Here is a 22,869-nt window from a genome sequence, read left to right as displayed (position 1 = left end):
GGACAACTGGCCGCGATATGTCGGTGAATGCGACCCTTCGTGCCGTCTGAGGCTTCGAATTCACACAGAACGAGTGTCCCGTGGGCAGGCCGGACGCGGGTCAGGCGGGACCGGTCAGGCGGGGTCGACCTCGCGCAGCAGGCCGGTCCGCACGTCGAAGACGAAGCCGCGCACATCGTCGGCGTGCAGCAGGAACGGCGAGGTCCGCACCCGCTGCATCGACTGCCGCACGTCCTGGTCGACGTCCCGGAAGGCCTCCACGGCCCAGGCCGGGCGCTGGCCGACCTCCTGCTCCAGTTCCTCGCGGAAGTCCTCGGTGATGGTCTCCAGGCCGCACCCGGTGTGGTGGATCAGCACGATGCTGCGGGTGCCCAGCTTGCGCTGGCTGATGGTGAGCGAGCGGATCACGTCGTCGGTGACGACACCGCCCGCGTTGCGGATGGTGTGGCAGTCGCCGAGTTCCAGGCCGAGTGCGGCGTGCAGGTCGAGACGGGCGTCCATGCAGGCCACGACGGCCACCTGAAGAACCGGGCGGGCGTCCATGCCGGGGTCGGTGAAGGCGGCGGCATACTGCTCGTTCGCCTCGACGAGACGGTCGGTGACGGTACCGTCGGGGCGGGTGGCGCCCCCGGGGCTGGTGTGAACCGATGCAGAAGTCGTCATGTTGACGACGTTACTGGTCACACACGCTCCCGGCCCCTTGTGAGAGGGGACAAAGAACATCAACGTGGCTTGTTGTGAGCTAACCCACAAGTGGGCCGCGGGTGCGCCCGTACGGGTGATCGGGCCGGGTCCGCGCGGTGCGCCCGGCGGGGGCCGCGACGCGCAGGCCGGTTGATTGACCGCGAGACACGGTGGACTAAAGTGACGCGAAGCGGGAGGCGAGGTTCTCCCCGCTGGACTGATCCCCCGAGACCCCGGCGGTGTTCCGGAGATCTCCCCGCGTGCGCGCCGCGTACGTACGGCTCGGCCTCCACCCGCTCCGGCCGGCTGACGCTTCCGGCGCCGGCAGGCCTCCCCTTCGTGAGCGGGCGGGGACCCGGCGGTGCGTGCGGGCGTGCCGGAACTGAGAGGCCCCACGATCAATGGTGCGCGAAGCGCATTCGAATAAGGGCGGTGGTGGGCGACGGGTGGGACAGAGTCGACACGTCCCGGTGATGCTCCAGCGGTGCCTGGACCTGCTGGCGCCCGCCCTGGAGCGGCCCGGCGCGATCGTCGTCGACTGCACCCTCGGCCTCGGCGGCCACAGCGAGGCCCTGCTCGCCCGCTTCCCCGAGGCCCGGCTCGTCGCCCTGGACCGCGACAAGGAGGCGCTGCGGCTGTCCGGGGAGCGGCTCGCGCCCTTCGGTGAGCGGGCCACCCTGGTGCACGCCGTCTACGACGAACTGCCCGAGGTGCTCGGGCGGCTGGGCATCCCGCACGTGGCGGGCGTCCTGTTCGACCTCGGGGTCTCCTCCATGCAGCTCGACGAGGCCGACCGCGGCTTCGCCTACGCCCAGGACGCCCCGCTCGACATGCGCATGGACCAGACGACCGGCATCAGCGCGGCCGAGGTCCTCAACACCTACCCGCCCGGCGAACTGGTCCGCATCCTGCGGGCGTACGGCGAGGAGAAGCAGGCCAAACGGATCGTCGCCGCCGTGGTGCGCGAGCGGGAGAGGGAACCGTTCTCCACCAGCGCCCGGCTCGTCGAGCTGATCCGCGACGCCCTGCCGCAGGCCGCCAAGCGCACCGGCGGCAACCCCGCCAAGCGCACCTTCCAGGCGCTCAGGATCGAGGTCAACGGCGAGCTGTCGGTGCTGGAGCGGGCCGTCCCGGCGGCGGTGAAGGCGCTCGACGTGGGCGGCCGGATCGCCGTGCTGTCGTACCACTCCCTGGAGGACCGGCTGGTCAAGCAGGTCTTCGCGGCCGGGGCCGCCACCACGGCGCCGCCCGGTCTGCCCGTCGTCCCCGAGCGCTACCAGCCCCGGCTCAAGCTGCTCACGCGCGGTGCCGAACTTCCCACCGAGGAGGAGGTCGCCGACAACCGCCGGGCGGCCCCGGCACGACTGCGCGCGGCCCAGCGCATCAGGGAGGACGTCGAGTGAGCCCGACACGGGGGAGGGCGCGTGGGTAGGAAACCCGAACTGAGGGGGCGGGCCGCCCGGCTGGCCCGGCTCATCCCGACCGGACCGGGACACGGGCCCGGCCGGGGCAGGGGGCACAACCAGGCGGCCAGGACGCCGTTCGTGCTGCTCGTCGTCGTGCTCCTGGGGGGCGGGCTGATCGGGCTGCTGGTGCTGAACTCCGCGCTCAGCGAGGGCTCGTTCCGGCTGGACGACCTCAAGAAGGAGACCAAGGAACTCACCGACGAGGAGCAGTCGCTGCGCCGGGACATCGACGCCTACGCCGCCCCCGCCGCCCTTCAGCGCCGCGCCCGTGAGCTGGGCATGGTCCCCGGCGGCGACCCCGCCTTCCTCGACCCCGACGGCAAGGTCAAGGGTGTGCCCGGTCCGGCGCGGAGCACGTCGGCGTACACCCCGTTGGTCCTGGCGCCCGAGGCGATGCCGACGGGACCCACCGCGTACCCGGACCCGACGGCGGTTCCGGAGACCCCGACCGCCTCAGAGACATCGCAAGCCCCGGCAGCCCCACAGGCCCCGGCAGACCCAGAGGGCGTCCCGGAGGCCCCGGCCGCATCGGAGATCCCGGCAGGCCCCCCGGCCGCCCCCGGCACCACCCCGACCCCAACCCCTACCCCCGGCAGGTGACGGAAGTGTCCGACAGGGAAGCGCCGCGTCGACGGGTGCCCGGGCCCGCCCGGCCCGTTCGAGCCGGGGGCCGGTCACGGCCGGGGCCCGGTGCGCGTCCGCCCCGCAGGCCCGCACCGCCGCGCGGCCCGGCCGCCGCCCGGCCGCTGCGGCTGGGCAGTCCCCGGCCCCGGCTGCGGATGGTCGGCCTCGGGCTGACCGTCGTACTCCTGGTGTTCACCGTGCGGCTGCTCCAGGTGCAGGCCGTCGACGCCAGCGCGTACGCCGCGAAGGCCGAGCGGAACCGGTACGTCGTGCACACGCTGGCCGCCGAGCGCGGCCAGATCACCGACCGCAACGGCATCGCGCTGGCCACCAGCGACGACGCCGAGGACATCACGGCCGACCCGACGATGTTCACGCGCGAGCAGCTGGAGATCGGCGACGGGCCCGAGCGGGCGGCGGAGCTGCTCGCGCCGATCCTCGGGCAGGACCAGGCCGTGCTCGCCGAGAAGCTGCGGACGAAGAACACCCGGTACGTCCTGCTGGCCCGCCGCCAGACCCCCGCGGTGTGGAAGCAGATCAAGGACCTGAAGACGGCCCTCGCCAAGAAGGCCGAGCACGACGACTCCACGGTCAACGTGCTCGCGGGCGTCTTCTCCGACCCCAGCAGCAAGCGCGTGTACCCCAACGGCGAACTCGCCGCCGGGATACTCGGCTGGGTCAACGCCGAGGGCAGGGGCGGCGGCGGGGTCGAGCAGCAGCTGAACAAGGTGCTCGCCGGGAAGCCGGGCGAGATCCGCTACGCCCAGTCCGGCGGCCACCAGGTGCCCACGGTCGGCTCCCGGGAGACGCCCGCCGTGCCCGGCTCCGACGTCGAACTGACCATCGACCGCGACATCCAGTGGGCCGCGCAGAACGCCATCGCCGAGCAGGTGGAGAAGTCCAAGGCGGACCGCGGCTACGTGATCGTCCAGGACACCCGCACCGGCGAGATCCTCGCCATGGCCAACTCGCCCGGCTTCGACCCCAACGACCTCTCCCAGGCCGACGCCACCGCGATGGGCAACGCGGCCCTCCAGGACGCCTTCGAGCCCGGCTCCACGGCCAAGCTCATGTCGATGGCCGCCGTGCTGGAGGAGAAGGCGGCGACCCCCGACACCCATGTCGTGGTGCCCAACCGGCTGCACCGCGGCGACCGGCTGTTCCGGGACGACATCGACCACGAGACCTGGTACCTGACCCTGAACGGCGTCCTCGCCAAGTCCAGCAACATCGGCACCATCCTGGCCGTCGGCCAACTCGGCGACTCGCAGGCCGAGTCCAACCGGATCCTCTACTCCTACCTGCGCAAGTTCGGCCTCGGCAGCCCCACCGGCCTGGACTTCCCCGGGGAGACCCAGGGCATCCTCGCGCCGCCGGACCAGTGGTCGACCTCGCAGCAGTTCACGATCCCCTTCGGGCAGGGCGTGTCCATCAACGCCATGCAGGCGGCGTCCGTCTACTCGACCATCGCCAACGGCGGCGTCCGGATCGAGCCGTCGCTGGTGCGCGGCACCAAGGGCCCCGACGGCCGCTTCACCCCCGCACCGGAGCCGGAGAAGACCCGGGTGGTCGGCAAGGACACGGCGAAGACCCTCGCCAAGATGCTGGAGTCGGTCGTGGACGACGAGGAGGGCACCGGCACCAAGGCGCGCATCCCCGGCTACCGCGTCGCGGGCAAGACCGGCACCGCCAACCGCGTCGATCCGGACACCGGCAAGTACCGCGGCTACACGTCCTCCTTCGCCGGTTTCGCGCCCGCCGACAAGCCCCGAGTCACCGTCTACTGCGCCATCCAGAACGCCACCGAGGGCAGCTACTTCGGCGGTCAGATCTGCGGGCCCATCTACAAGCAGGTCATGGAGTTCGCCCTCAAGACCCTCCAGGTCCCGCCGACCGGGTCCGCCCCCGCGAAGCTGCCCGTCACTTTCCGGCCATGATCGACAGCCGGGCCGGTTCCCCAGGACCGGACCCGGCCGATCGGCAAGCACCCGAGCCACCAGGAACCACCCGTGACCACGATCACCCCCGACCCCGGGAACCAGAGCACCCCGCGGCCCCCTTTTAGCTCCGAGGCGGGTGCGCCCGGTACGCTCACCGCCGTGCCACACGCTGATCAGTCCCAAACCACCCAGAAGGGCGGTCCCGTGACCTACCCGGGACCGCCGCGACCGGCCACGGTCTCCGCCACACCCCTCGCGGAACTGGCCGGACAGCTGGGTGTCACCGCCCCCCGGGCCACCGCCGAGATCACGGGCATCACCCATGACTCGCGCGCCGTCCGCCCCGGTGACCTGTACGCCGCCCTGCCCGGCGCCCGCGCGCACGGCGCCGACTTCGTCGCCCAGGCCGCCGGTCTGGGCGCCACCGCGGTGCTCACCGACCCCGGCGGCGCCGAACGCGCCGCCGCCACCGGGCTCCCGGTGCTGGTCGTCGACGACCCGCGCGCGCGGATGGGCGAACTGGCCACCACCATCTACGGCCACCCCGGTGACGGTCTGCTCCAGATCGGCATCACCGGCACCTCCGGCAAGACCACCACCGCCTATCTCGTCGAGGGCGGACTGCGCACCGCGCACGCCACCGGGCTCATCGGCACCGTCGAGATGCGCATCGGCGAGGAGCGCATCAAGTCCGAGCGCACCACCCCCGAAGCCACCGACCTCCAGGCCCTGTTCGCCGTCATGCGCGAGCGCGGCGTCGAGGCGGTCGCGATGGAGGTCTCCAGCCACGCCCTGGTGCTCGGCCGGGTCGACGGCTGTGTCTTCGACATCGGGGTGTTCACCAACCTCAGCCCGGAACACATGGAGTTCCACTCCGGCATGGAGGACTACTTCCAGGCCAAGGCGCAGCTGTTCACGCCTGAACGCAGCAGGCTCGGCGTGGTCAACGTCGACGACGAGTACGGCCGCAGGCTCGCCAAGGAGGCGACCGTCCCGGTCGTCACCTTCTCCGCCGAGGGGCACCCCGACGCCGACTGGCGCGCCGAGGACGTCCAGGTCGGCCCGCTGGACTCGCCGTTCACCGCGGTCGGCCCCGGCGGACAGCGCATCCGGGCCAGGTCGCCGCTGCCGGGCCCGTTCAACGTGGCCAACACCCTCGCCGCCCTGGTCGCCCTCGCGGCGGCCGGGCTCGACCCGCAGACCGCCGCCGACGGCATCGCCGCGGTGCCGGGCGTACCGGGCCGTCTGGAGCGGGTGGACGCCGGACAGCCGTATCTCGCGGTCGTCGACTACGCCCACAAGACCGACGCCGTCGAATCGGTGCTGCGCGCCCTGCGCAAGGTCACCGAGGGCCGGGTGCACGTGGTGCTCGGCTGCGGCGGCGACCGTGACACCACCAAGCGCGCCCCCATGGGCGCCGCCGTGGCCCGGCTCGCCGACACGGCCGTACTGACCTCCGACAACCCCCGTTCCGAGGACCCGCTCGCGATCCTCGCCACCATGCTCCAGGGGGCGGCGTCCGTGCCGGTGCACGAGCGCGGCGAGGTGCTCCTGTTCGAGGACCGGGCCGCCGCGATCGCCGCCGCGGTGGGCCGCGCCCGGCCCGGGGACACCGTGCTGGTCGCCGGCAAGGGGCATGAGCAGGGCCAGGACATCGCCGGGGTGGTCCGTCCGTTCGACGACCGCCAGGTGCTTCGGGAAGCAATCCAGCAGACCCAGGGATGAACTTGTGATCGCCCTCTCTCTCGCCGAGATCGCAGCAGTCGTCGGCGGGCAGACGCACGACATACCGGATCCGTCGGTCCGCGTCACCGGACCGGTCGTCCGGGACTCCCGCGAGGTGGAGCCAGGCAGCCTCTTCGCCGCCTTCGCCGGTGAACGCGTCGACGGCCACGACTTCGCACGGCAGGTGGTGGACGCGGGGGCGGTGGCCGTCCTCGCGTCCCGTCCCGTCGACGTGCCCGCGATCGTCGTGGACGACGTACAGGCGGCGCTCGGCGCGCTCGCGCGGGAGGTCGTCGCACGGCTCGGCGCCACGCTGATCGGCCTCACCGGCTCCGCGGGCAAGACCAGCACCAAGGACCTGCTCGCGCAGGTGCTGCGGCGCAAGGCGCCGACGGTGTTCACACCGGGATCGCTCAACAACGAGATCGGCCTGCCGCTGACCGCGCTCAGCGCCACCGAGGAGACCGGGTTCCTCGTCCTGGAGATGGGCGCCCGGGGCATCGGGCACATCCGCTACCTCACCGGCCTGACGCCCCCTCGGGTCGGCGTGGTGCTGAACGTCGGCAGCGCCCACATCGGCGAGTTCGGCGGCCGGGAGCAGATCGCGCAGGCCAAGGGCGAACTCGTGGAAGCGCTTCCGGAAGACGGTACGGCGGTCCTGAACGCCGACGATCCCCTCGTACGCGCCATGGCCTCCCGTACGAAGGCGAAGGTGGTCCTCTTCGGCGAGGCCGACGAAGCGGACGTACGCGCCGAGAACGTACGACTCACGGACACCGGACAGCCTTCCTTCAGCCTTCACACACCCTCCGGGTGCAGCGATGTGACCATGCGCCTGTACGGTGAGCACCACGTGTCGAACGCGCTCGCCGCGGCCGCCGTCGCCCATGAGCTGGGCATGTCCGCGGAAGAGATCGCCACCGCGCTCTCCGAGGCGGACTCCCTCTCCCGCTGGCGGATGGAGGTCACCGAGCGCCCGGACGGCGTGACGGTCGTCAACGACGCCTACAACGCGAACCCCGAGTCCATGCGAGCCGCGCTGCGTGCGTTGGCGGCCATGGGCAAAGCCTCACGGGCTAAAGGGGGCCGTACGTGGGCGGTGCTCGGCAAGATGGCCGAGCTGGGGGACGAGGCGCTCGCCGAGCACGACGCGGTCGGACGGCTGGCCGTCCGGCTCAACGTCAGCAAGCTCGTCGCGGTCGGGGGCAGGGAAGCCGCCTGGCTGCAACTGGGCGCATATAACGAGGGTTCGTGGGGTGAGGAGTCGGTGCACGTGTCCGACGCACAGGCGGCGGTCGACCTGTTGCGCAGCGAGTTGCGCCCAGGGGACGTCGTGCTCGTGAAGGCGTCCCGTTCGGTCGGTCTCGAGGGCGTTGCCCAGGCGCTGCTCCAGACCGGTGCCGAGGGTGAGGTCGCCGCCCGATGATGAAGCAGATCCTGTTCGCGGGAGTCATTGGTCTGTTCCTGACGCTGATCGGCACCCCGCTGCTGATCAAGCTGCTGGCCCGCAAGGGATACGGCCAGTACATCCGCGACGACGGCCCGCGCGAGCACGCCAGCAAGCGCGGTACGCCGACGATGGGCGGTATCGCCTTCATCCTGGCGACGATCATCGCCTACTTCCTGGCCAAGGTGATCACGGTCTCCCTGGACCCGGAGGCGGACGCGTCGCCGACCTTCTCGGGTCTGCTGGTGCTCGGCCTGATGGCGGGGATGGGCCTGGTCGGCTTCCTGGACGACTACATCAAGATCGTCAAGCGCCGGTCGCTGGGTCTGCGGGCCAAGGCGAAGATGGCGGGCCAGCTGATCGTGGGCATCGCCTTCGCGGTGCTCGCGCTCCAGTTCGCGGACAACCGCGGCAACACCCCGGCCTCCACCAAGCTGTCGTTCATCACGGACTTCGGCTGGACGATCGGCCCGGTGCTGTTCGTGGTCTGGGCGCTGTTCATGATCCTGGCGATGTCCAACGGCGTGAACCTGACCGACGGTCTGGACGGTCTGGCCACCGGCGCCTCCGTGCTCGTCTTCGGCGCCTACACCTTCATCGGCGTCTGGCAGTTCCAGGAGTCCTGCGCCAACGCGCTGACGCTGACCAACCCGGGCGCCTGTTTCGAGGTGCGCGACCCGCTCGACCTCGCGGTCGTCTCCTCCGCGCTGATGGGTTCCTGCCTGGGCTTCCTGTGGTGGAACACCTCACCGGCCAAGATCTTCATGGGCGACACCGGCTCGCTCGCCCTCGGCGGTGTCCTCGCGGGCCTGGCCATCTGCTCCCGCACGGAGCTGCTGCTGGCCATCCTGGGCGGCCTGTTCGTGCTGATCACCATGTCGGTGGTCATCCAGGTCGGTTCCTTCCGGATGACCGGTAAGCGGGTCTTCCGGATGGCACCGCTCCAGCACCACTTCGAACTCAAGGGCTGGTCCGAGGTCCTTGTGGTGGTCCGCTTCTGGATCATCCAGGGCATCTGTGTGATTGTCGGACTCGGCCTCTTCTACGCGGGATGGGCAGCGGACAAGTGACCAACTGGCAGGGCAAGCGCGTCACCGTCGCCGGACTCGGCGTCTCCGGCGTCCCGGCGGCCAAGGTGCTGCACGCCCGCGGCGCGCACGTCACCGTCGTCAACGACGGCGCCGACGAGCGGGCGCGGGCACAGGCCGCCGAGCTTCAGGCGCTCGGCATCACCGTCCGCCTCGGCGACGGCGCTTCCCTGCCCGAGGGCACCGAACTGATCGTCACCGCGCCCGGCTGGAAGCCGGACAAGCCGCTGTTCACCGCGGCCGCCGAGGCGGGCGTCCCCATCTGGGGCGACGTAGAACTCGCCTGGCGGCTGCGCGGCCCGGACGCCGCCCCCTGGCTGGCGGTCACCGGCACCAACGGCAAGACCACCACCGTCCAGATGCTGGCGTCCATCCTGCGCGCGGCGGGCCTGCGCACCGCCGCCGTCGGCAACATCGGCGTCTCGCTGCTGGACGCCGTCCTCGGCGACGAGCCGTACGACGTCCTCGCGGTGGAGCTGTCCAGCTACCAGCTGCACTGGGCGCCCTCCCTGCGCGCCCACTCCGCCGCCGTCCTCAACCTCGCCCCCGACCACCTCGACTGGCACGGCTCCATGGAGGCGTACGCCAAGGACAAGGGGCGTGTCTACGAGGGCAATCGGGTCGCCTGCGTCTACAACGTCGCGGACAAGGCGACCGAGGACCTGGTGCGGGAGGCGGACGTCGAGGAGGGCTGCCGGGCCATCGGCTTCACCCTCGGCACCCCGGCACCCTCCCAACTCGGTGTCGTGGAAGGCCTCCTGGTCGACCGTGCCTTCGTCGAGGACCGGCACGCCAACGCGCAGGAGCTGGCCGAGATCTCCGACGTCCAGCCGCCCGCCCCGCACAACATCGCCAACGCCCTTGCCGCGGCGGCCCTCGCCCGCGCCTACGGGGTGCCCGCCACCGCCGTACGTGACGGGCTGCGGGCGTTCCGGCCGGACGCCCACCGCATCGCCCATGTCGCGGACGTGGACGGCGTCGCCTACGTCGACGATTCCAAGGCCACCAACACCCACGCCGCGGAAGCCTCGTTGGCGGCCTACGAACCGGTGGTGTGGATCGCGGGCGGACTCGCCAAGGGCGCGACCTTCGACGAACTGGTCGCCAGGTCGGCGAAGCGCCTGCGCGGCGCCGTCCTGATCGGCGCCGATCGCGGACTCATCCGCGAGGCCCTCGCGCGACACGCGCCGGAAGTACCCGTCGTCGACGTCGGGCGGACCGACACTGGGGCGATGCTCCAGGCAGTCCAGGAGGCGCGACGGCTCGCCGAGCCCGGTGACACGGTGCTGCTCGCCCCCGCCTGCGCCTCCATGGACATGTTCACCAACTACAACCAGCGCGGTGACGCGTTCGCGGAGGCGGTTCGCGAACTCGGCGCCTGACCCGGCCGCCTGCCGGGCGACCTTGGGAGGGACCGTGGTACGCGCGAAGCGCACGACGCCGGCACGGCCGGAAGCGGCGTACACCGGAGGCACCCATGCCCGGTAGCCGCACCGGCCGTCCGCCCGTCCAGCGGGCCGCGCGCCGCCCCGCCGCACCCCGCCCCCCGCGCGAGAACCCGTTCGTCCGGCTGAGCACCCGCGCGCGCCGCGCCTGGGACCGGCCGCTGACCGCGTACTACCTGATCCTCGGCGGCAGCCTGCTGATCACCGTGCTGGGCCTGGTGATGGTCTACTCGGCCTCCCAGATCAAGGCCCTTGAGCTGTCGCTGCCGGGCTCCTACTTCTTCCGCAAGCAGCTGCTGGCCGCCGTACTCGGTGCCGTGCTCCTGTACGCCGCCTCCCGGATGCCGGTGAAGCTGCACCGCGCGCTGGCCTACCCGATGCTGGCCGGTGCCGTGTTCCTGATGGCGCTGGTGCAGGTGCCGGGGATAGGGATGGCGGTCAACGGCAACCAGAACTGGATCTCCGTGGGCGGCCCCTTCCAGCTCCAGCCCAGCGAGTTCGGCAAGCTCGCGCTGGTGCTCTGGGGCGCCGACCTGCTCGCCCGCAAACAGGACAAGAGGCTGCTCGCCCAGTGGAAGCACATGCTGGTGCCACTGGTCCCGGTCGCCTTCATGCTGCTCGGCCTGATCATGCTCGGCGGCGACATGGGTACGGCGATCATCCTGACGGCGATCCTGTTCGGCCTGCTGTGGCTGGCGGGCGCGCCCACCCGGCTGTTCGTCGGCGTGCTGGCGGTCGCCGCGCTGATCGGCTCGGTGCTGATCAGGACCAACTCCAACCGTCTGGACCGGTTCGCCTGCATCGGCGCCACGGAGATGGGCGAGGACGGCTCCTGCTGGCAGGCCGTGCACGGCATCTACGCCCTCGCCTCCGGCGGACTCTTCGGTTCCGGACTCGGGGCGAGTGTGGAAAAATGGGGCCAACTCCCTGAAGCGCACACCGACTTCATCTTCGCCGTCACCGGTGAGGAACTGGGCCTGGCGGGGACGCTGTCGGTACTCGCCCTCTTCGCCGCTCTAGGCTATGCGGGTATCCGCGTGGCCGGACGCACGGAGGACCCCTTCGTGAGGTATGCCGCGGGAGGCGTGACCACCTGGATCACGGCCCAGGCCGTGATCAACATCGGTGCGGTGCTCGGTCTGCTGCCGATCGCCGGCGTCCCGCTCCCGCTGTTCTCCTACGGGGGATCCGCCCTGCTGCCGACCATGTTCGCCATCGGGTTGCTGATCGCCTTCGCGCGGGACGAGCCCGCTGCGCGGGCGGCGCTTGCGATGCGGCAACCCCGCTTTGGTAGAAAGCGGGGGGCTGGGGGACCGGGTTCGGAACGGAGCCCCCGGAGATGGAACACGATGCGACGGCGCGCCCCGGCGCGCTCGTCCGGAGAGCGGTGAATTTCGGTGCATGTCGTACTCGCCGGTGGGGGGACCGCCGGCCACATCGAGCCCGCGCTCGCCCTCGCGGACGCCCTGCGCAGGCAGGACCCCACCGTGGGGATCACGGCCCTGGGCACGGAGCGCGGCCTGGAGACCAGGCTGGTGCCGGAGCGGGGCTACGAGCTGGCGCTGATCCCGGCCGTACCGCTGCCCCGCAAGCCGACCCCCGAGCTGATCACCGTCCCGGGCCGGCTGCGCGGCACCATCAAGGCCGCCGAGCAGGTCCTGGAGCGCACCAAGGCGGACGCCGTGGTCGGCTTCGGCGGCTATGTCGCCCTGCCCGGCTACCTGGCCGCCAAGCGCCTCGGCGTGCCGATCGTCATCCACGAGGCGAACGCCCGCCCCGGCCTCGCCAACAAGATCGGCTCCCGGTACGCCGCCCAGGTCGCCGTCTCCACCCCCGACAGCAAGCTGCGGAACGCCCGTTACATCGGCATCCCGCTGCGCCGCTCCATCGCCACCCTGGACCGCGCCGCCGTACGCCCCGAGGCGCGCGCCGCGTTCGGCCTCGACCCGAACCTGCCGACCCTGCTGGTCTCCGGCGGCTCGCAGGGTGCCCGGCGCCTCAACGAGGTCGTCCAGCAGGTCGCGCCCTGGCTCCAGCAGGCCGGGATCCAGATCCTGCACGCGGTCGGCCCCAAGAACGAACTGCCGCAGGTGCACCAGATGCCGGGGATGCCCCCGTACATCCCGGTACCGTACGTGGACCGGATGGACCTCGCGTACGCCGCGGCCGACATGATGCTCTGCCGTGCGGGCGCGATGACCGTCGCCGAACTCTCCGCCGTCGGGCTCCCGGCCGCCTACGTCCCGCTGCCCATCGGCAACGGCGAACAGCGGCTGAACGCCCAGCCGGTGGTCAAGGCCGGCGGCGGGCTGCTGGTCGACGACGCGGAACTCACCCCGGAGTGGGTGCAGCAGAACGTGCTGCCCGTGCTCGCCGACCCGCACCGGCTGTACGAGATGTCCCGTGCCGCCGGTGAGTTCGGCCGCCGGGACGCCGACGACCTCCTCGTCGGCATGGTGTACGAGGCGATCGCGGCCAACCGCGCGCATCGTTAGCGACGTACGACGGAAGGCAGGAAGCGTGGCCGGACCGACCACCGCCGAGCGCGGTGCACGTCAGCAGGAACCGTCCGGCCCGCCTCCCGCCCGGCGGCTGCGACCGCCGAGCGTCCGTACGATCATCATCCTCGGGCTCGCCCTGGTGCTGCTCGGGGCGGGCGGCGGCTGGCTGTTGTACGGCTCGCAGTGGCTGCGCGTGGAGCGGGTGACCGTCTCCGGGACGCGTGTGCTGACGCCCGAGCAGGTGCGCGAGGCCGCCGACGTACCGGTCGGAGCGCCGCTCGTCTCGGTCGACACCGAGGGCATCGAGGCCCGACTTCGCGAGAAATTGCCCCGAATTGACTCGGTTGACGTGGTCCGTTCCTGGCCGCATGGAATCGGGCTGAAAGTCGTCGAACGCACCCCGGTCCTGTTGCTGGAGAATCCCGGCGACAGGGGTGGATTCCTGGAAGTCGACGACGAAGGTGTCCGATTCGCCACGGTTTCCCGGGCCACCAAAGGTGTTCCGCTCCTGAAATTGACCCTGTCCCGTTCCGGTTCCGCCGGAGCGAGCCTCAGGCGCTTCGGCGAGGAACGGCTCGTGCGTGAGGCGGTACGCGTCGCGGGCGTCCTGCCGGACCGCGTCGCCCGGGACACCCGGACCCTCAAGGTCCGTTCCTACGACGCCATCTCGCTGGAGTTGAGCGGCGGCCGGACCGTCTCCTGGGGAAGCGCGGAGAAGGGCGCCGCGAAGGCCCGTACGCTCACCGCCCTGATGAAAGCGGCGCCCGGGGCGCGGCACTTCGACGTCAGCGTTCCCACCGCCCCGGCGTCATCGGGGAGTTGACGCACATCCGCGCAGGCCAGCACCCTGGTTGGGCAGCGCTACGCCTGATCACATAGGGTGAAAAGAAAAACGGGAGGTTCGGCGTGTTCGTTGAACGTGCGCCACTTGTCGACTTAGTGTCCTGTTCAGAAGACTCCAGGGAACAGACACACTGGTAACCCTAAACTTCAACGTTAGGGTTCGGGTCGGCGATACGGACCGTCCCATTCGGCATCAGTCGTCGGATCGCGGGGGCGCAGCGCCCACGACGATGCGGCGACACGTAACTCGAGGCGAGAGGCCTTCGACGTGGCAGCACCGCAGAACTACCTCGCAGTCATCAAAGTCATCGGTGTCGGCGGCGGTGGTGTCAATGCCATCAACCGGATGATCGAGGTCGGTCTCAAGGGTGTCGAGTTCATCGCCATCAACACGGACGCACAGGCGCTGTTGATGAGCGACGCCGACGTCAAGCTGGACGTCGGCCGCGAACTCACCCGCGGACTCGGCGCCGGAGCCAACCCGGCCGTCGGCCGCAAGGCCGCCGAGGACCACCGCGAGGAGATCGAGGAGGTCCTCAAGGGGGCCGACATGGTCTTCGTCACGGCCGGTGAAGGCGGCGGCACCGGCACCGGCGGCGCGCCCGTCGTCGCCAACATCGCGCGTTCCCTCGGTGCCCTCACCATCGGCGTGGTCACCCGCCCGTTCACCTTCGAGGGGCGGCGCCGGGCCAACCAGGCCGAGGACGGCATCGCCGAACTCCGCGAAGAGGTCGACACCCTCATCGTCATCCCCAACGACCGGCTGCTGTCCATCTCGGACCGCCAGGTCTCCGTCCTCGACGCCTTCAAGTCGGCGGACCAGGTCCTGCTCTCCGGTGTCCAGGGCATCACCGACCTCATCACCACCCCCGGTCTCATCAACCTCGACTTCGCCGACGTGAAGTCGGTCATGTCCGAGGCCGGGTCGGCGCTGATGGGCATCGGCTCGGCGCGCGGCGACGACCGCGCGGTGGCCGCCGCCGAGATGGCGATCTCCTCGCCGCTGCTGGAGGCCTCCATCGACGGGGCGCGCGGTGTCCTGCTCTCCATCTCCGGCGGCTCCGACCTCGGCCTGTTCGAGATCAACGAGGCCGCCCAGCTGGTCAGCGAGGCCGCCCACCCCGAGGCCAACATCATCTTCGGCGCGGTCATCGACGACGCCCTCGGCGACGAGGTCCGGGTCACCGTGATCGCGGCCGGGTTCGACGGCGGCCAGCCCCCGGCCAAGCGGGACACCGTCCTCGGTTCCTCCTCCGCCAAGCGCGAGGAGCCCACGCCGGTACGGCCCGCCGAGAGCCGCCCGGCCTTCGGCTCGCTCGGCAGCGTCAAGCCCAAGGAGGAGCCGGAGCCCGCCCCGGAGCCGGTGAGTGAGATCCAGGCCCAGCCGCCGGTGCCGCCGTCGCGCAGCTACACGGACAGCGCGGCCGAGGAACTGGACGTCCCGGACTTCCTGAAGTGATAGGGAAGCGCTCCGGCAAGAGCACCGTGAACGGCGCGCACTTCGCCTTCACCGACCGGTGGGGCGGGGTGAGCGCCGTTCCGTACGAGGAGCTGAACCTCGGCGGCGCGGTCGGCGACGACCCCGGCGCCGTACGCACCAACCGCGAACTCGCCGCCAAGTCCCTCGGGCTCGACGCGGGCCGGGTGGTCTGGATGAACCAGGTGCACGGCGCCGAGGTGGCGGTGGTCGACGGTCCCTGGGGGGAGCGGCCGGTTCCCGAGGCCGACGCGATCGTCACCACCGGGCGGGGGCTGGCGCTCGCGGTGCTCACCGCCGACTGCGTGCCCGTCCTGCTCGCCGACCCGGTCGCCGGGGTCGCCGCCGCGGCGCACGCCGGCCGTCCCGGCCTGGTCGCGGGCGTCGTCCCCGCCGCGCTACGCGCGATGACGGAACTGGGCGCCGAGCCGTCCCGGATCGTCGCCCGCACCGGCCCCGCCGTCTGCGGCCGGTGTTACGAGGTGCCGGAGACGATGCGCGCCGAGGTGGCCGCCGTGGAACCGGCGGCGTACGCCGAAACGAGCTGGGGCACTCCGGCGGTCGACGTGGCCGCGGGGGTGCACGCGCAGCTCGACCGGCTCGGGGTGTGCGACCGGGAGCAGTCGCCGGTGTGCACGCTGGAGTCGGCCGATCACTTCTCGTACCGCCGCGACCGCGTCACCGGGCGCCTCGCGGGCTATGTCTGGCTGGGCTGATGGGGCATGACGGACCGTAAGGACGAACTCGCCGCGAACCTCGCGAAGGTGGAGGAACGCATCGCCGCCGCCTGCGCGGCCGCCGGGCGCCGGCGCGAGGAGGTGACCCTGATCGTGGTCACCAAGACCTACCCCGCCAGTGATGTGCGGATCCTGGCCGAACTCGGCGTGCGGCATGTCGCCGAGAACCGTGACCAGGACGCCGCCCCCAAGGCCGCCGAGTGCGCGGATCTCCCTCTCACCTGGCACTTCGTGGGTCAGTTGCAGACCAACAAGGTGCGATCGGTGGTCGGTTACGCCGATCTCGTGCAGTCCGTCGACCGTTCCCGGCTGGTGACGGCCCTGTCGAAGGAGGCCGTGCGCGCCGGACGTGAGATCGGCTGCCTGATCCAGGTCGCGCTGGACGCGGGGGAGAGCGGCCGGGGGGAGCGCGGCGGGGTGGCGCCGGGCGGGATCGAGGAGTTGGCCGACCGGGTGGCCGCCGCCGAAGGGCTCAGGCTCGCCGGATTGATGACCGTCGCGCCCCTCACCGGCGAGTACGCCGGACGCGAACGGGCCGCGTTCGAGCGGTTGATGGATTTGTCGACCCACCTGCGCGGAAGTCATCCGGCTGCCAACATGGTCTCGGCAGGAATGAGTGCGGACCTCGAACAGGCCGTGGCGGCCGGAGCGACACATGTGCGCGTCGGCAGCGCGGTACTCGGAGTCCGCGCACGGCTCGGGTAACGTCGCCAAGAAGTCGGACCACAGCAGAATATATGGTCATTACCGTCGAAAGGCGGGCATAACGACCTCGTGGATCGCGGGCACTTGGCAGTCGTCAGCCGATCCACCACAGAGCGGAGGACTCAGAGCATGGCCGGCGCGATGCGCAAGATGGCGGTCTACCTCGGCCTCGTGGAGGACGATGGATACGACGGCCGGGGATTCGACCCCGATGACGACTTCGAACCGGAGCTGGACCCGGAGCCCGAGCGGGACCACCGGCGTCACGAGCCGTCCCACCAGTCGCACGGCTCACACCAGCCCCAAAGGGACGAAGAGGTACGAGTCGTACAGCCGTCCGCGCCCCGCGACCCGGTGCCCCGCTCCGCTTCGCTCGCCGCGGAATCCGGGCGTCCGGCGCGCATCGCGCCCGTGGCGTCCATCACACAAGAACGCGCAAGCCTGGAGAAGAACGCACCGGTGATCATGCCCAAGGTCGTGTCGGAACGAGAGCCTTACCGGATCACCACGCTTCACCCACGGACCTACAACGAGGCCCGTACCATCGGGGAACACTTCCGTGAAGGCACCCCGGTGATCATGAATCTGACTGAGATGGATGACACAGACGCCAAGCGACTTGTCGACTTTGCGGCCGGTCTGGTGTTTGGTCTTCACGGCAGTATCGAGCGGGTGACGCAGAAGGTGTTCCTGTTGTCGCCTGCTAACGTCGATGTCACGGCGGAGGACAAGGCCCGCATCGCAGAGGGCGGGTTCTTCAACCAGAGCTGAGACAAGACAGACCGGCAGTAGCAGGAAACAGGGGAGAGGGAAAGACAGGCCATGAGCGTGTTCGCGCAGGTGATCTACATCGCGCTGATGGTGTTCCTCATCGTGCTGATCTTCCGGTTGGTCATGGACTACGTCTTCCAGTTCGCCCGCTCGTGGCAACCCGGCAAGGCGATGGTGGTCGTCTTGGAGGCCACCTACACTGTCACCGATCCACCGCTGAAGCTTCTGCGGCGGTTCATCCCGCCGTTGCGTCTCGGGGGCGTGGCGCTCGACCTGTCCTTCTTCGTACTGATGATCATCGTCTACATCTTGATCTCTATCGTGGGCAATCTCGCGAGGTGACAGTGGACGATCCGGTCTTGCCGACTGCCGATGACTACGTTGAGGTGAAGAGATGCCGTTGACCCCCGAGGACGTGCGGAACAAGCAGTTCACGACCGTCCGCCTCCGAGAAGGCTATGACGAGGACGAGGTCGATGCCTTCCTCGACGAGGTCGAAGCCGAACTGACCCGTCTGCTCCGGGAGAACGAGGACCTGCGCGCCAAGCTGGCCGCGGCCACTCGCGCCGCCGCGCAGAACCAGCAGAACATGCGCAAGCCCCCGGAGCAGCAGGACCAGCAGCACCCGCAGCAGGGCATGCGCGGTCCTGGTCCCGGCGGCCCGGGGGGACCAGGCGGCCCTGGGGGTCCCGGTGGTCCCGGCGGTCCGGGCGCTCCCGTCCCCGCCGGCATATCGGGCCCGCCGCAGCAGCAGATGGGTGGCCCCATGGGTGGCCCGCCCCAGCTGCCCAGCGGTGCTCCGCAGCTGCCCCCCGGCCCGGGTGGGCAGGGTCCGCAGGGTCCCGGCCCGATGGGTCAGGGTCCCATGGGCCAGGGCCCGATGCAGGGCCAGATGGGACACCCGATGGGCGGTCCCATGGGCGGTCCGGGCCACGGTGGCCCCGGCATGCCCGGTCAGGGCCCCGGTGGCGACAGCGCCGCCCGGGTTCTCTCGCTCGCCCAGCAGACCGCCGACCAGGCGATCGCCGAGGCGCGCGCCGAAGCCAACAAGATCGTCGGCGAGGCCCGTTCGCGTGCCGAGGGTCTGGAGCGTGACGCCCGTGCCAAGGCCGACGCCCTGGAGCGGGACGCGCAGGAGAAGCACCGCGTCGCGATGGGCTCCCTTGAGTCCGCCCGCGCCACGCTGGAGCGCAAGGTCGAGGACCTGCGCGGCTTCGAGCGCGAGTACCGCACGCGGCTGAAGTCCTACCTGGAGTCGCAGCTGCGCCAGCTGGAGACCCAGGCCGACGACTCGCTCGCCCCGCCGCGCACCCCTGCCACGGCCTCCCTGCCGCCGTCCCCGGCGCCCTCGATGGCTCCGGCCGGTGCCGGTGCGCCGTCCTACGGCGGCAACCAGGGCATGGGCAACGGCGGCCCGGGCCCGACGGGTCCGTCCTACGGCGGTCAGCAGCAGATGTCGCCCGCGATGACCCAGCCGATGGCGCCGGTGCGTCCGCAGGGTCCGTCGCCGATGGGGCAGGCGCCCTCGCCGATGCGCGGGTTCCTCATCGACGAGGACGACAACTGACGGCCTGCACGGCCAGTAGTACGCCGTAGGCGTCGGCAGCGTTCAAAAGGGGCGGGCCCCGGATTCCGATCCGGGGCCCGCCCCTTTTACCCGTGTTGACCTCTACTCGTGTTGACGCAGTACTCGTGTGGACCGCCGCAGGGCGCGCGGGACTTGCCCGCGCGCCCTGCGCGCTCGCGCCTCGTGTCGCCTACGCCTTGCGCAGGCGGAACGTCAGCGACAGACCCTCGTCCGAGAAGGCGGAGCCGTAGCTGTCGTCCGCCTCGCCCTGGGCGAAGTCCGTGGCGAGCACCTCGTCGGAGATCAGGCCCGAGTGCTCGGACAGCGCGGCCATCGTCGCCGGGTCCGTGGCGGTCCAGCGCAGCGCGATCCGGTCGGCCACGTCGAGGCCGCTGTTCTTGCGGGCCTCCTGGATCAGCCGGATCGCGTCCCGGGCGAGTCCGGCCCGGCGCAGCTCCTCGGTGATCTCCAGGTCGAGGGCGACCGTGGCACCCGCGTCGGACGCCACCGACCAGCCCTCGCGCGGGGTTTCGGTGATGATGACCTCGTCGGGCGCGAGGGTGATCGTCTCACCGTCGACCTCCACCGACGCCGTGCCCTCGCGCAGGGCGAGGGAGAGCGCCGCCGCGTCGGCGTTCGCCACGGCCTTGGCCACGTCCTGGACGCGCTTGCCGAACCGCTTGCCCAGCGCGCGGAAGTTGGCCTTCGCGGTGGTGTCGACGAGGCTGCCGCCGACCTCGCTCAGCGAGGCGAGGGACTCGACGTTCAGCTCCTCGGTGATCTGCGTGTGCAGTTCGGGGGAGAGCGCGTCGAAGCCGGCCGCCGCGATCAGGGCCCGGCGCAGCGGCTGACGGGTCTTGACACCGGACTCCGCGCGCGTGGCGCGGCCCAGCTCCACCAGGCGGCGCACCAGCACCATCTGCCTCGACAGGTCCGGGTCGATGGCGGTGAGGTCGGCCTCCGGCCATGACGCCAGGTGCACCGACTCCGGGGCGCCCGGGGTCACCGGGACGACCAGGTCCTGCCAGACCCGCTCGGTGATGAACGGGGTCAGCGGGGCCATCAGCTTGGTGACCGTCTCGACGACCTCGTGCAGGGTGCGCAGCGCCGCCTTGTCGCCCTGCCAGAAGCGGCGCCGGGAACGCCGTACGTACCAGTTCGACAGGTCGTCGACGAACGCGGAGAGCAGCTTGCCCGCGCGCTGGGTGTCGTACGACTCCAGGGACTGGGTCACCTGGTCGGTGAGCGCGTGCAGTTCGGACAGCAGCCAGCGGTCCAGCAGCGGGCGGTCGGCCGGGGCCGGGTCGGCCTCGGAGGGCGCCCAGTTCGACGTGCGCGCGTACAGGGCCTGGAAGGCGACCGTGTTCCAGTACGTGAGGAGTGTCTTGCGGACGACCTCCTGGATGGTGCCGTGACCGACCCGGCGGGCCGCCCAGGGGGAGCCGCCGGCCGCCATGAACCAGCGCACCGCGTCCGCGCCGTGCTGGTCCATGAGCGGGATCGGCTGGAGGATGTTGCCCAGGTGCTTGGACATCTTCCGGCCGTCCTCGGCGAGGATGTGCCCGAGGCAGACGACGTTCTCGTACGACGACTTGTCGAAGACCAGGGTGCCGACCGCCATCAGCGTGTAGAACCAGCCGCGGGTCTGGTCGATGGCCTCGCTGATGAACTGCGCCGGGTAGCGGGACTCGAACAGGTCCTTGTTCTTGTACGGGTAGCCCCACTGCGCGAACGGCATGGAACCCGAGTCGTACCAGGCGTCGATGACCTCCGGCACGCGCGTGGCCGTCTTGGCGCAGCTCGGGCAGGCGAAGGTCACGTCGTCGATGTACGGGCGGTGCGGGTCGAGGCCGGACTGGTCGGTGCCGGTCAGCTCGGTCAGCTCCGCGCGGGACCCGACGACCGTGAGGTGGTCGTCCTCGCAGCGCCAGACGGGCAGCGGGGTGCCCCAGTAGCGGTTGCGGGACAGGGCCCAGTCGATGTTGTTGTTGAGCCAGTCGCCGTAGCGGCCGTTCTTGACCGTGTTCGGGAACCAGTTGGTGTTCTCGTTCTCCTGGAGGAGGCGGTCCTTGATGGCCGTGGTGCGGATGTACCAGGACGGCTGGGCGTAGTAGAGCAGCGCGGTGTGGCAGCGCCAGCAGTGCGGGTAGCTGTGCTCGTACGGCAGGTGCTTGAAGAGCAGGCCGCGCTCGCCGAGGTCCTCGGTGAGCTTCTCGTCGGCCTTCTTGAAGAAGACGCCGCCGACCAGGGGCACGTCCGCCTCGAAGGTGCCGTCCGGGCGGACCGGGTTCACCACGGGCAGGCCGTAGGAGCGGCAGACCTTGAGGTCGTCCTCACCGAAGGCGGGGGACTGGTGGACCAGACCGGTGCCGTCCTCGGTGGTGACGTACTCGGCGTTGACGACGAAGTGGGCCGGCGCCGGGAACTCGACCAGCTCGAAGGGGCGCTGGTAGGTCCAGCGCTCCATCTCGGCGCCGGTGAAGGACTGCCCGGTGGGCTCCCAGCCGTCACCGAGCGCCTTGCCGACCAGCGGCTCGGCGACGACGAGCTTCTCCTCGCCGTCGGTCGCGACGACGTAGGTGACCTCGGGGTGGGCGGCCACGGCCGTGTTGGAGACCAGCGTCCAGGGCGTGGTCGTCCAGACCACGAGGGACGCCTCGCCCGCGAGCGGGCCCGAGGTGAGCGGGAAGCGGACGTAGACGGACGGGTCGACGACCGTCTCGTAGCCCTGCGCCAGCTCGTGGTCGGACAGGCCGGTGCCGCAGCGGGGGCACCAGGGGGCGACGCGGTGGTCCTGGACCAGCAGGCCCTTGTTGAAGATCTCCTTCAGCGACCACCAGACCGAGTCGATGTACTCGGGGTCCATCGTGCGGTACGCCTCGTCGAGGTCGACCCAGTAGCCCATGCGGGTCGTCAGCTCGGCGAAGGCGTCGGTGTGGCGGGTCACCGACTCGCGGCACCTGTCGTTGAACGCGGCGATGCCGTACGCCTCGATGTCCTGCTTGCCGCTGAAGCCCAGCTCCTTCTCGACCGCCAGCTCCACCGGCAGGCCGTGGCAGTCCCAGCCCGCCTTGCGGGCCACGTGGTAGCCGCGCATGGTGCGGAAGCGGGGGAAGACGTCCTTGAAGACGCGCGCCTCGATGTGGTGGGCGCCCGGCATGCCGTTGGCGGTGGGCGGGCCCTCGTAGAAGACCCACTCGGGGCGGCCCTCGGACTGCTCCAGGCTCTTGGCGAAGATCTTCTGCTCGCGCCAGAAGTCGAGCACGGCGTGCTCGAGGGCGGGCAGGTCTACCTGGGCGGGCACCTGGCGGTACGTAGGCGATGTCATCAGCGAACTTCCTCCGGCGGACTTGCTGCCTTCCGTCCGGAGGGACGAGAGCTGTGTCTTTCCTGCGCCGTCGGCGCGCTCCCGCGGTACCACCCTCCTTGGCCCTCCGGTGCGGGGTGTGCACCGGTGAGCCCCCTCATTGGGGTCGCGATGCCGGGTCTACTCGCCGTCCCTCGCGGGCTCGGCTTTCTTCCGGCGGCTCCGGGGTGATCTTCACGCCGCGCTCACCCCCGGGCTCACACCGTCCCCGGGTCGCTCTGGGCTGCCTACGACGCTACTCGTCCCCATCGACGCTTTTCGCTCCGCCCAGTGTACGGCGCCCCGCGGACAGTGGCCGACCGGATTTCGGCGCGGCAGGGCCGGGTGGTTACCCGGCGGGGAGCTGGGCACAACGGATGCATGCCGGTCGCGGTGGGGTCACGGGCCGGACGAACCGGGCGGCGTGCCCGGTTGCCGCGGGACTGAAGTCGATTTATCGTCCCAGCACGATTCGCGTGCAAGATCACAATATGTGAAGGGGC

The 22,869-nt window shown here is 70.9% G+C and carries 18 protein-coding genes; 16 read left to right on the top strand and 2 right to left on the bottom strand.

Annotation, left to right across the window (positions count from 1 at the left end; genetic code table 11):
- Nucleotides 1–114 precede the first annotated feature (114 nt).
- Complete coding sequence (locus KBY47_RS01420; protein ID WP_210918971.1) at nt 115–723, bottom strand: carbonic anhydrase; 609 nt, start codon at nt 721–723, stop codon at nt 115–117.
- A 407-nt stretch (nt 724–1,130) separates the two neighbouring features.
- Between KBY47_RS01420 and rsmH the strand changes: the two genes are divergently transcribed.
- The 16 genes from rsmH to KBY47_RS01340 all read left to right on the top strand — a co-directional run bounded on the left by rsmH (nt 1,131) and on the right by KBY47_RS01340 (nt 19,020).
- The gene (rsmH, locus tag KBY47_RS01415) at nt 1,131–2,087 is read left to right on the top strand and encodes a 16S rRNA (cytosine(1402)-N(4))-methyltransferase RsmH (RefSeq protein ID WP_210918970.1); all 957 of its coding nucleotides are present in this window, start codon (nt 1,131–1,133) and stop codon (nt 2,085–2,087) included.
- 21 nt (nt 2,088–2,108) lie between these two features.
- On the top strand, nt 2,109–2,750 hold the full coding sequence (locus tag KBY47_RS01410; RefSeq protein WP_210918969.1) for a hypothetical protein: 642 nt from the start codon (nt 2,109–2,111) through the stop codon (nt 2,748–2,750).
- Nucleotides 2,751–2,755: 5 nt separating this feature from the next.
- Nucleotides 2,756–4,711, top strand: coding sequence for a penicillin-binding protein 2 (locus KBY47_RS01405; RefSeq protein ID WP_308405001.1), 1,956 nt, complete (start codon nt 2,756–2,758; stop codon nt 4,709–4,711).
- 207 nt (nt 4,712–4,918) lie between these two features.
- The gene (locus KBY47_RS01400) at nt 4,919–6,439 is read left to right on the top strand and encodes a UDP-N-acetylmuramoyl-L-alanyl-D-glutamate--2,6-diaminopimelate ligase (protein WP_210918967.1); all 1,521 of its coding nucleotides are present in this window, start codon (nt 4,919–4,921) and stop codon (nt 6,437–6,439) included.
- Between the two features lie 4 nt (nt 6,440–6,443).
- Complete coding sequence (gene murF / locus KBY47_RS01395; RefSeq protein ID WP_210918966.1) at nt 6,444–7,865, top strand: UDP-N-acetylmuramoyl-tripeptide--D-alanyl-D-alanine ligase; 1,422 nt, start codon at nt 6,444–6,446, stop codon at nt 7,863–7,865.
- On the top strand, nt 7,865–8,956 hold the full coding sequence (mraY, locus tag KBY47_RS01390) for a phospho-N-acetylmuramoyl-pentapeptide-transferase (RefSeq protein ID WP_210919156.1): 1,092 nt from the start codon (nt 7,865–7,867) through the stop codon (nt 8,954–8,956). The genes murF and mraY overlap by 1 nt, the downstream gene beginning before the upstream one ends.
- Nucleotides 8,938–10,356, top strand: a complete 1,419-nt coding sequence (murD, locus tag KBY47_RS01385; protein WP_210918965.1) for a UDP-N-acetylmuramoyl-L-alanine--D-glutamate ligase — start codon at nt 8,938–8,940, stop codon at nt 10,354–10,356. The genes mraY and murD overlap by 19 nt, the downstream gene beginning before the upstream one ends.
- Before the next feature lie 95 nt (nt 10,357–10,451).
- A complete protein-coding gene (ftsW, locus tag KBY47_RS01380) occupies nt 10,452–11,810 on the top strand; it encodes a putative lipid II flippase FtsW (RefSeq protein WP_210918964.1) in 1,359 nt (452 codons plus the stop codon).
- A gap of 6 nt (nt 11,811–11,816) precedes the next feature.
- The gene (gene murG, locus KBY47_RS01375; protein ID WP_210918963.1) at nt 11,817–12,914 is read left to right on the top strand and encodes an undecaprenyldiphospho-muramoylpentapeptide beta-N-acetylglucosaminyltransferase; all 1,098 of its coding nucleotides are present in this window, start codon (nt 11,817–11,819) and stop codon (nt 12,912–12,914) included.
- Between the two features lie 25 nt (nt 12,915–12,939).
- The gene (locus tag KBY47_RS01370) at nt 12,940–13,743 is read left to right on the top strand and encodes an FtsQ-type POTRA domain-containing protein (RefSeq protein ID WP_210918962.1); all 804 of its coding nucleotides are present in this window, start codon (nt 12,940–12,942) and stop codon (nt 13,741–13,743) included.
- Between the two features lie 288 nt (nt 13,744–14,031).
- Nucleotides 14,032–15,222, top strand: a complete 1,191-nt coding sequence (gene ftsZ / locus KBY47_RS01365; RefSeq protein ID WP_210918961.1) for a cell division protein FtsZ — start codon at nt 14,032–14,034, stop codon at nt 15,220–15,222.
- A 26-nt stretch (nt 15,223–15,248) separates the two neighbouring features.
- The gene (gene pgeF, locus KBY47_RS01360) at nt 15,249–15,956 is read left to right on the top strand and encodes a peptidoglycan editing factor PgeF (RefSeq protein WP_374103049.1); all 708 of its coding nucleotides are present in this window, start codon (nt 15,249–15,251) and stop codon (nt 15,954–15,956) included.
- 6 nt (nt 15,957–15,962) lie between these two features.
- Entirely contained in the window at nt 15,963–16,682 is a 720-nt protein-coding gene (locus tag KBY47_RS01355) for a YggS family pyridoxal phosphate-dependent enzyme (protein WP_210918959.1), read from the top strand.
- Nucleotides 16,683–16,811: 129 nt separating this feature from the next.
- Nucleotides 16,812–17,453 (top strand): cell division protein SepF, encoded by a 642-nt coding sequence (locus tag KBY47_RS01350; RefSeq protein WP_210918958.1) that lies wholly within the window; start codon nt 16,812–16,814, stop codon nt 17,451–17,453.
- A 51-nt stretch (nt 17,454–17,504) separates the two neighbouring features.
- Nucleotides 17,505–17,795: a YggT family protein gene (locus KBY47_RS01345; protein WP_004932337.1), complete on the top strand. Its 291-nt coding sequence runs from the start codon at nt 17,505–17,507 to the stop codon at nt 17,793–17,795.
- Nucleotides 17,796–17,847: 52 nt separating this feature from the next.
- On the top strand, nt 17,848–19,020 hold the full coding sequence (locus KBY47_RS01340) for a DivIVA domain-containing protein (RefSeq protein WP_210918957.1): 1,173 nt from the start codon (nt 17,848–17,850) through the stop codon (nt 19,018–19,020).
- A gap of 190 nt (nt 19,021–19,210) precedes the next feature.
- On the opposite strand, the gene ileS is transcribed toward KBY47_RS01340, so the two are convergent.
- On the bottom strand, nt 19,211–22,348 hold the full coding sequence (gene ileS, locus KBY47_RS01335) for an isoleucine--tRNA ligase (RefSeq protein ID WP_210918956.1): 3,138 nt from the start codon (nt 22,346–22,348) through the stop codon (nt 19,211–19,213).
- Nucleotides 22,349–22,869 lie beyond the last annotated feature (521 nt).

Origin of the sequence: Streptomyces sp. B93 (assembly GCF_018070565.1) — a bacterium.
Classification (GTDB): Bacteria; Actinomycetota; Actinomycetes; order Streptomycetales; family Streptomycetaceae; genus Streptomyces.
The sequence above is the reverse complement of the archived record's forward strand: the minus strand, read 5'-3'. Positions and strand labels throughout refer to the sequence as shown.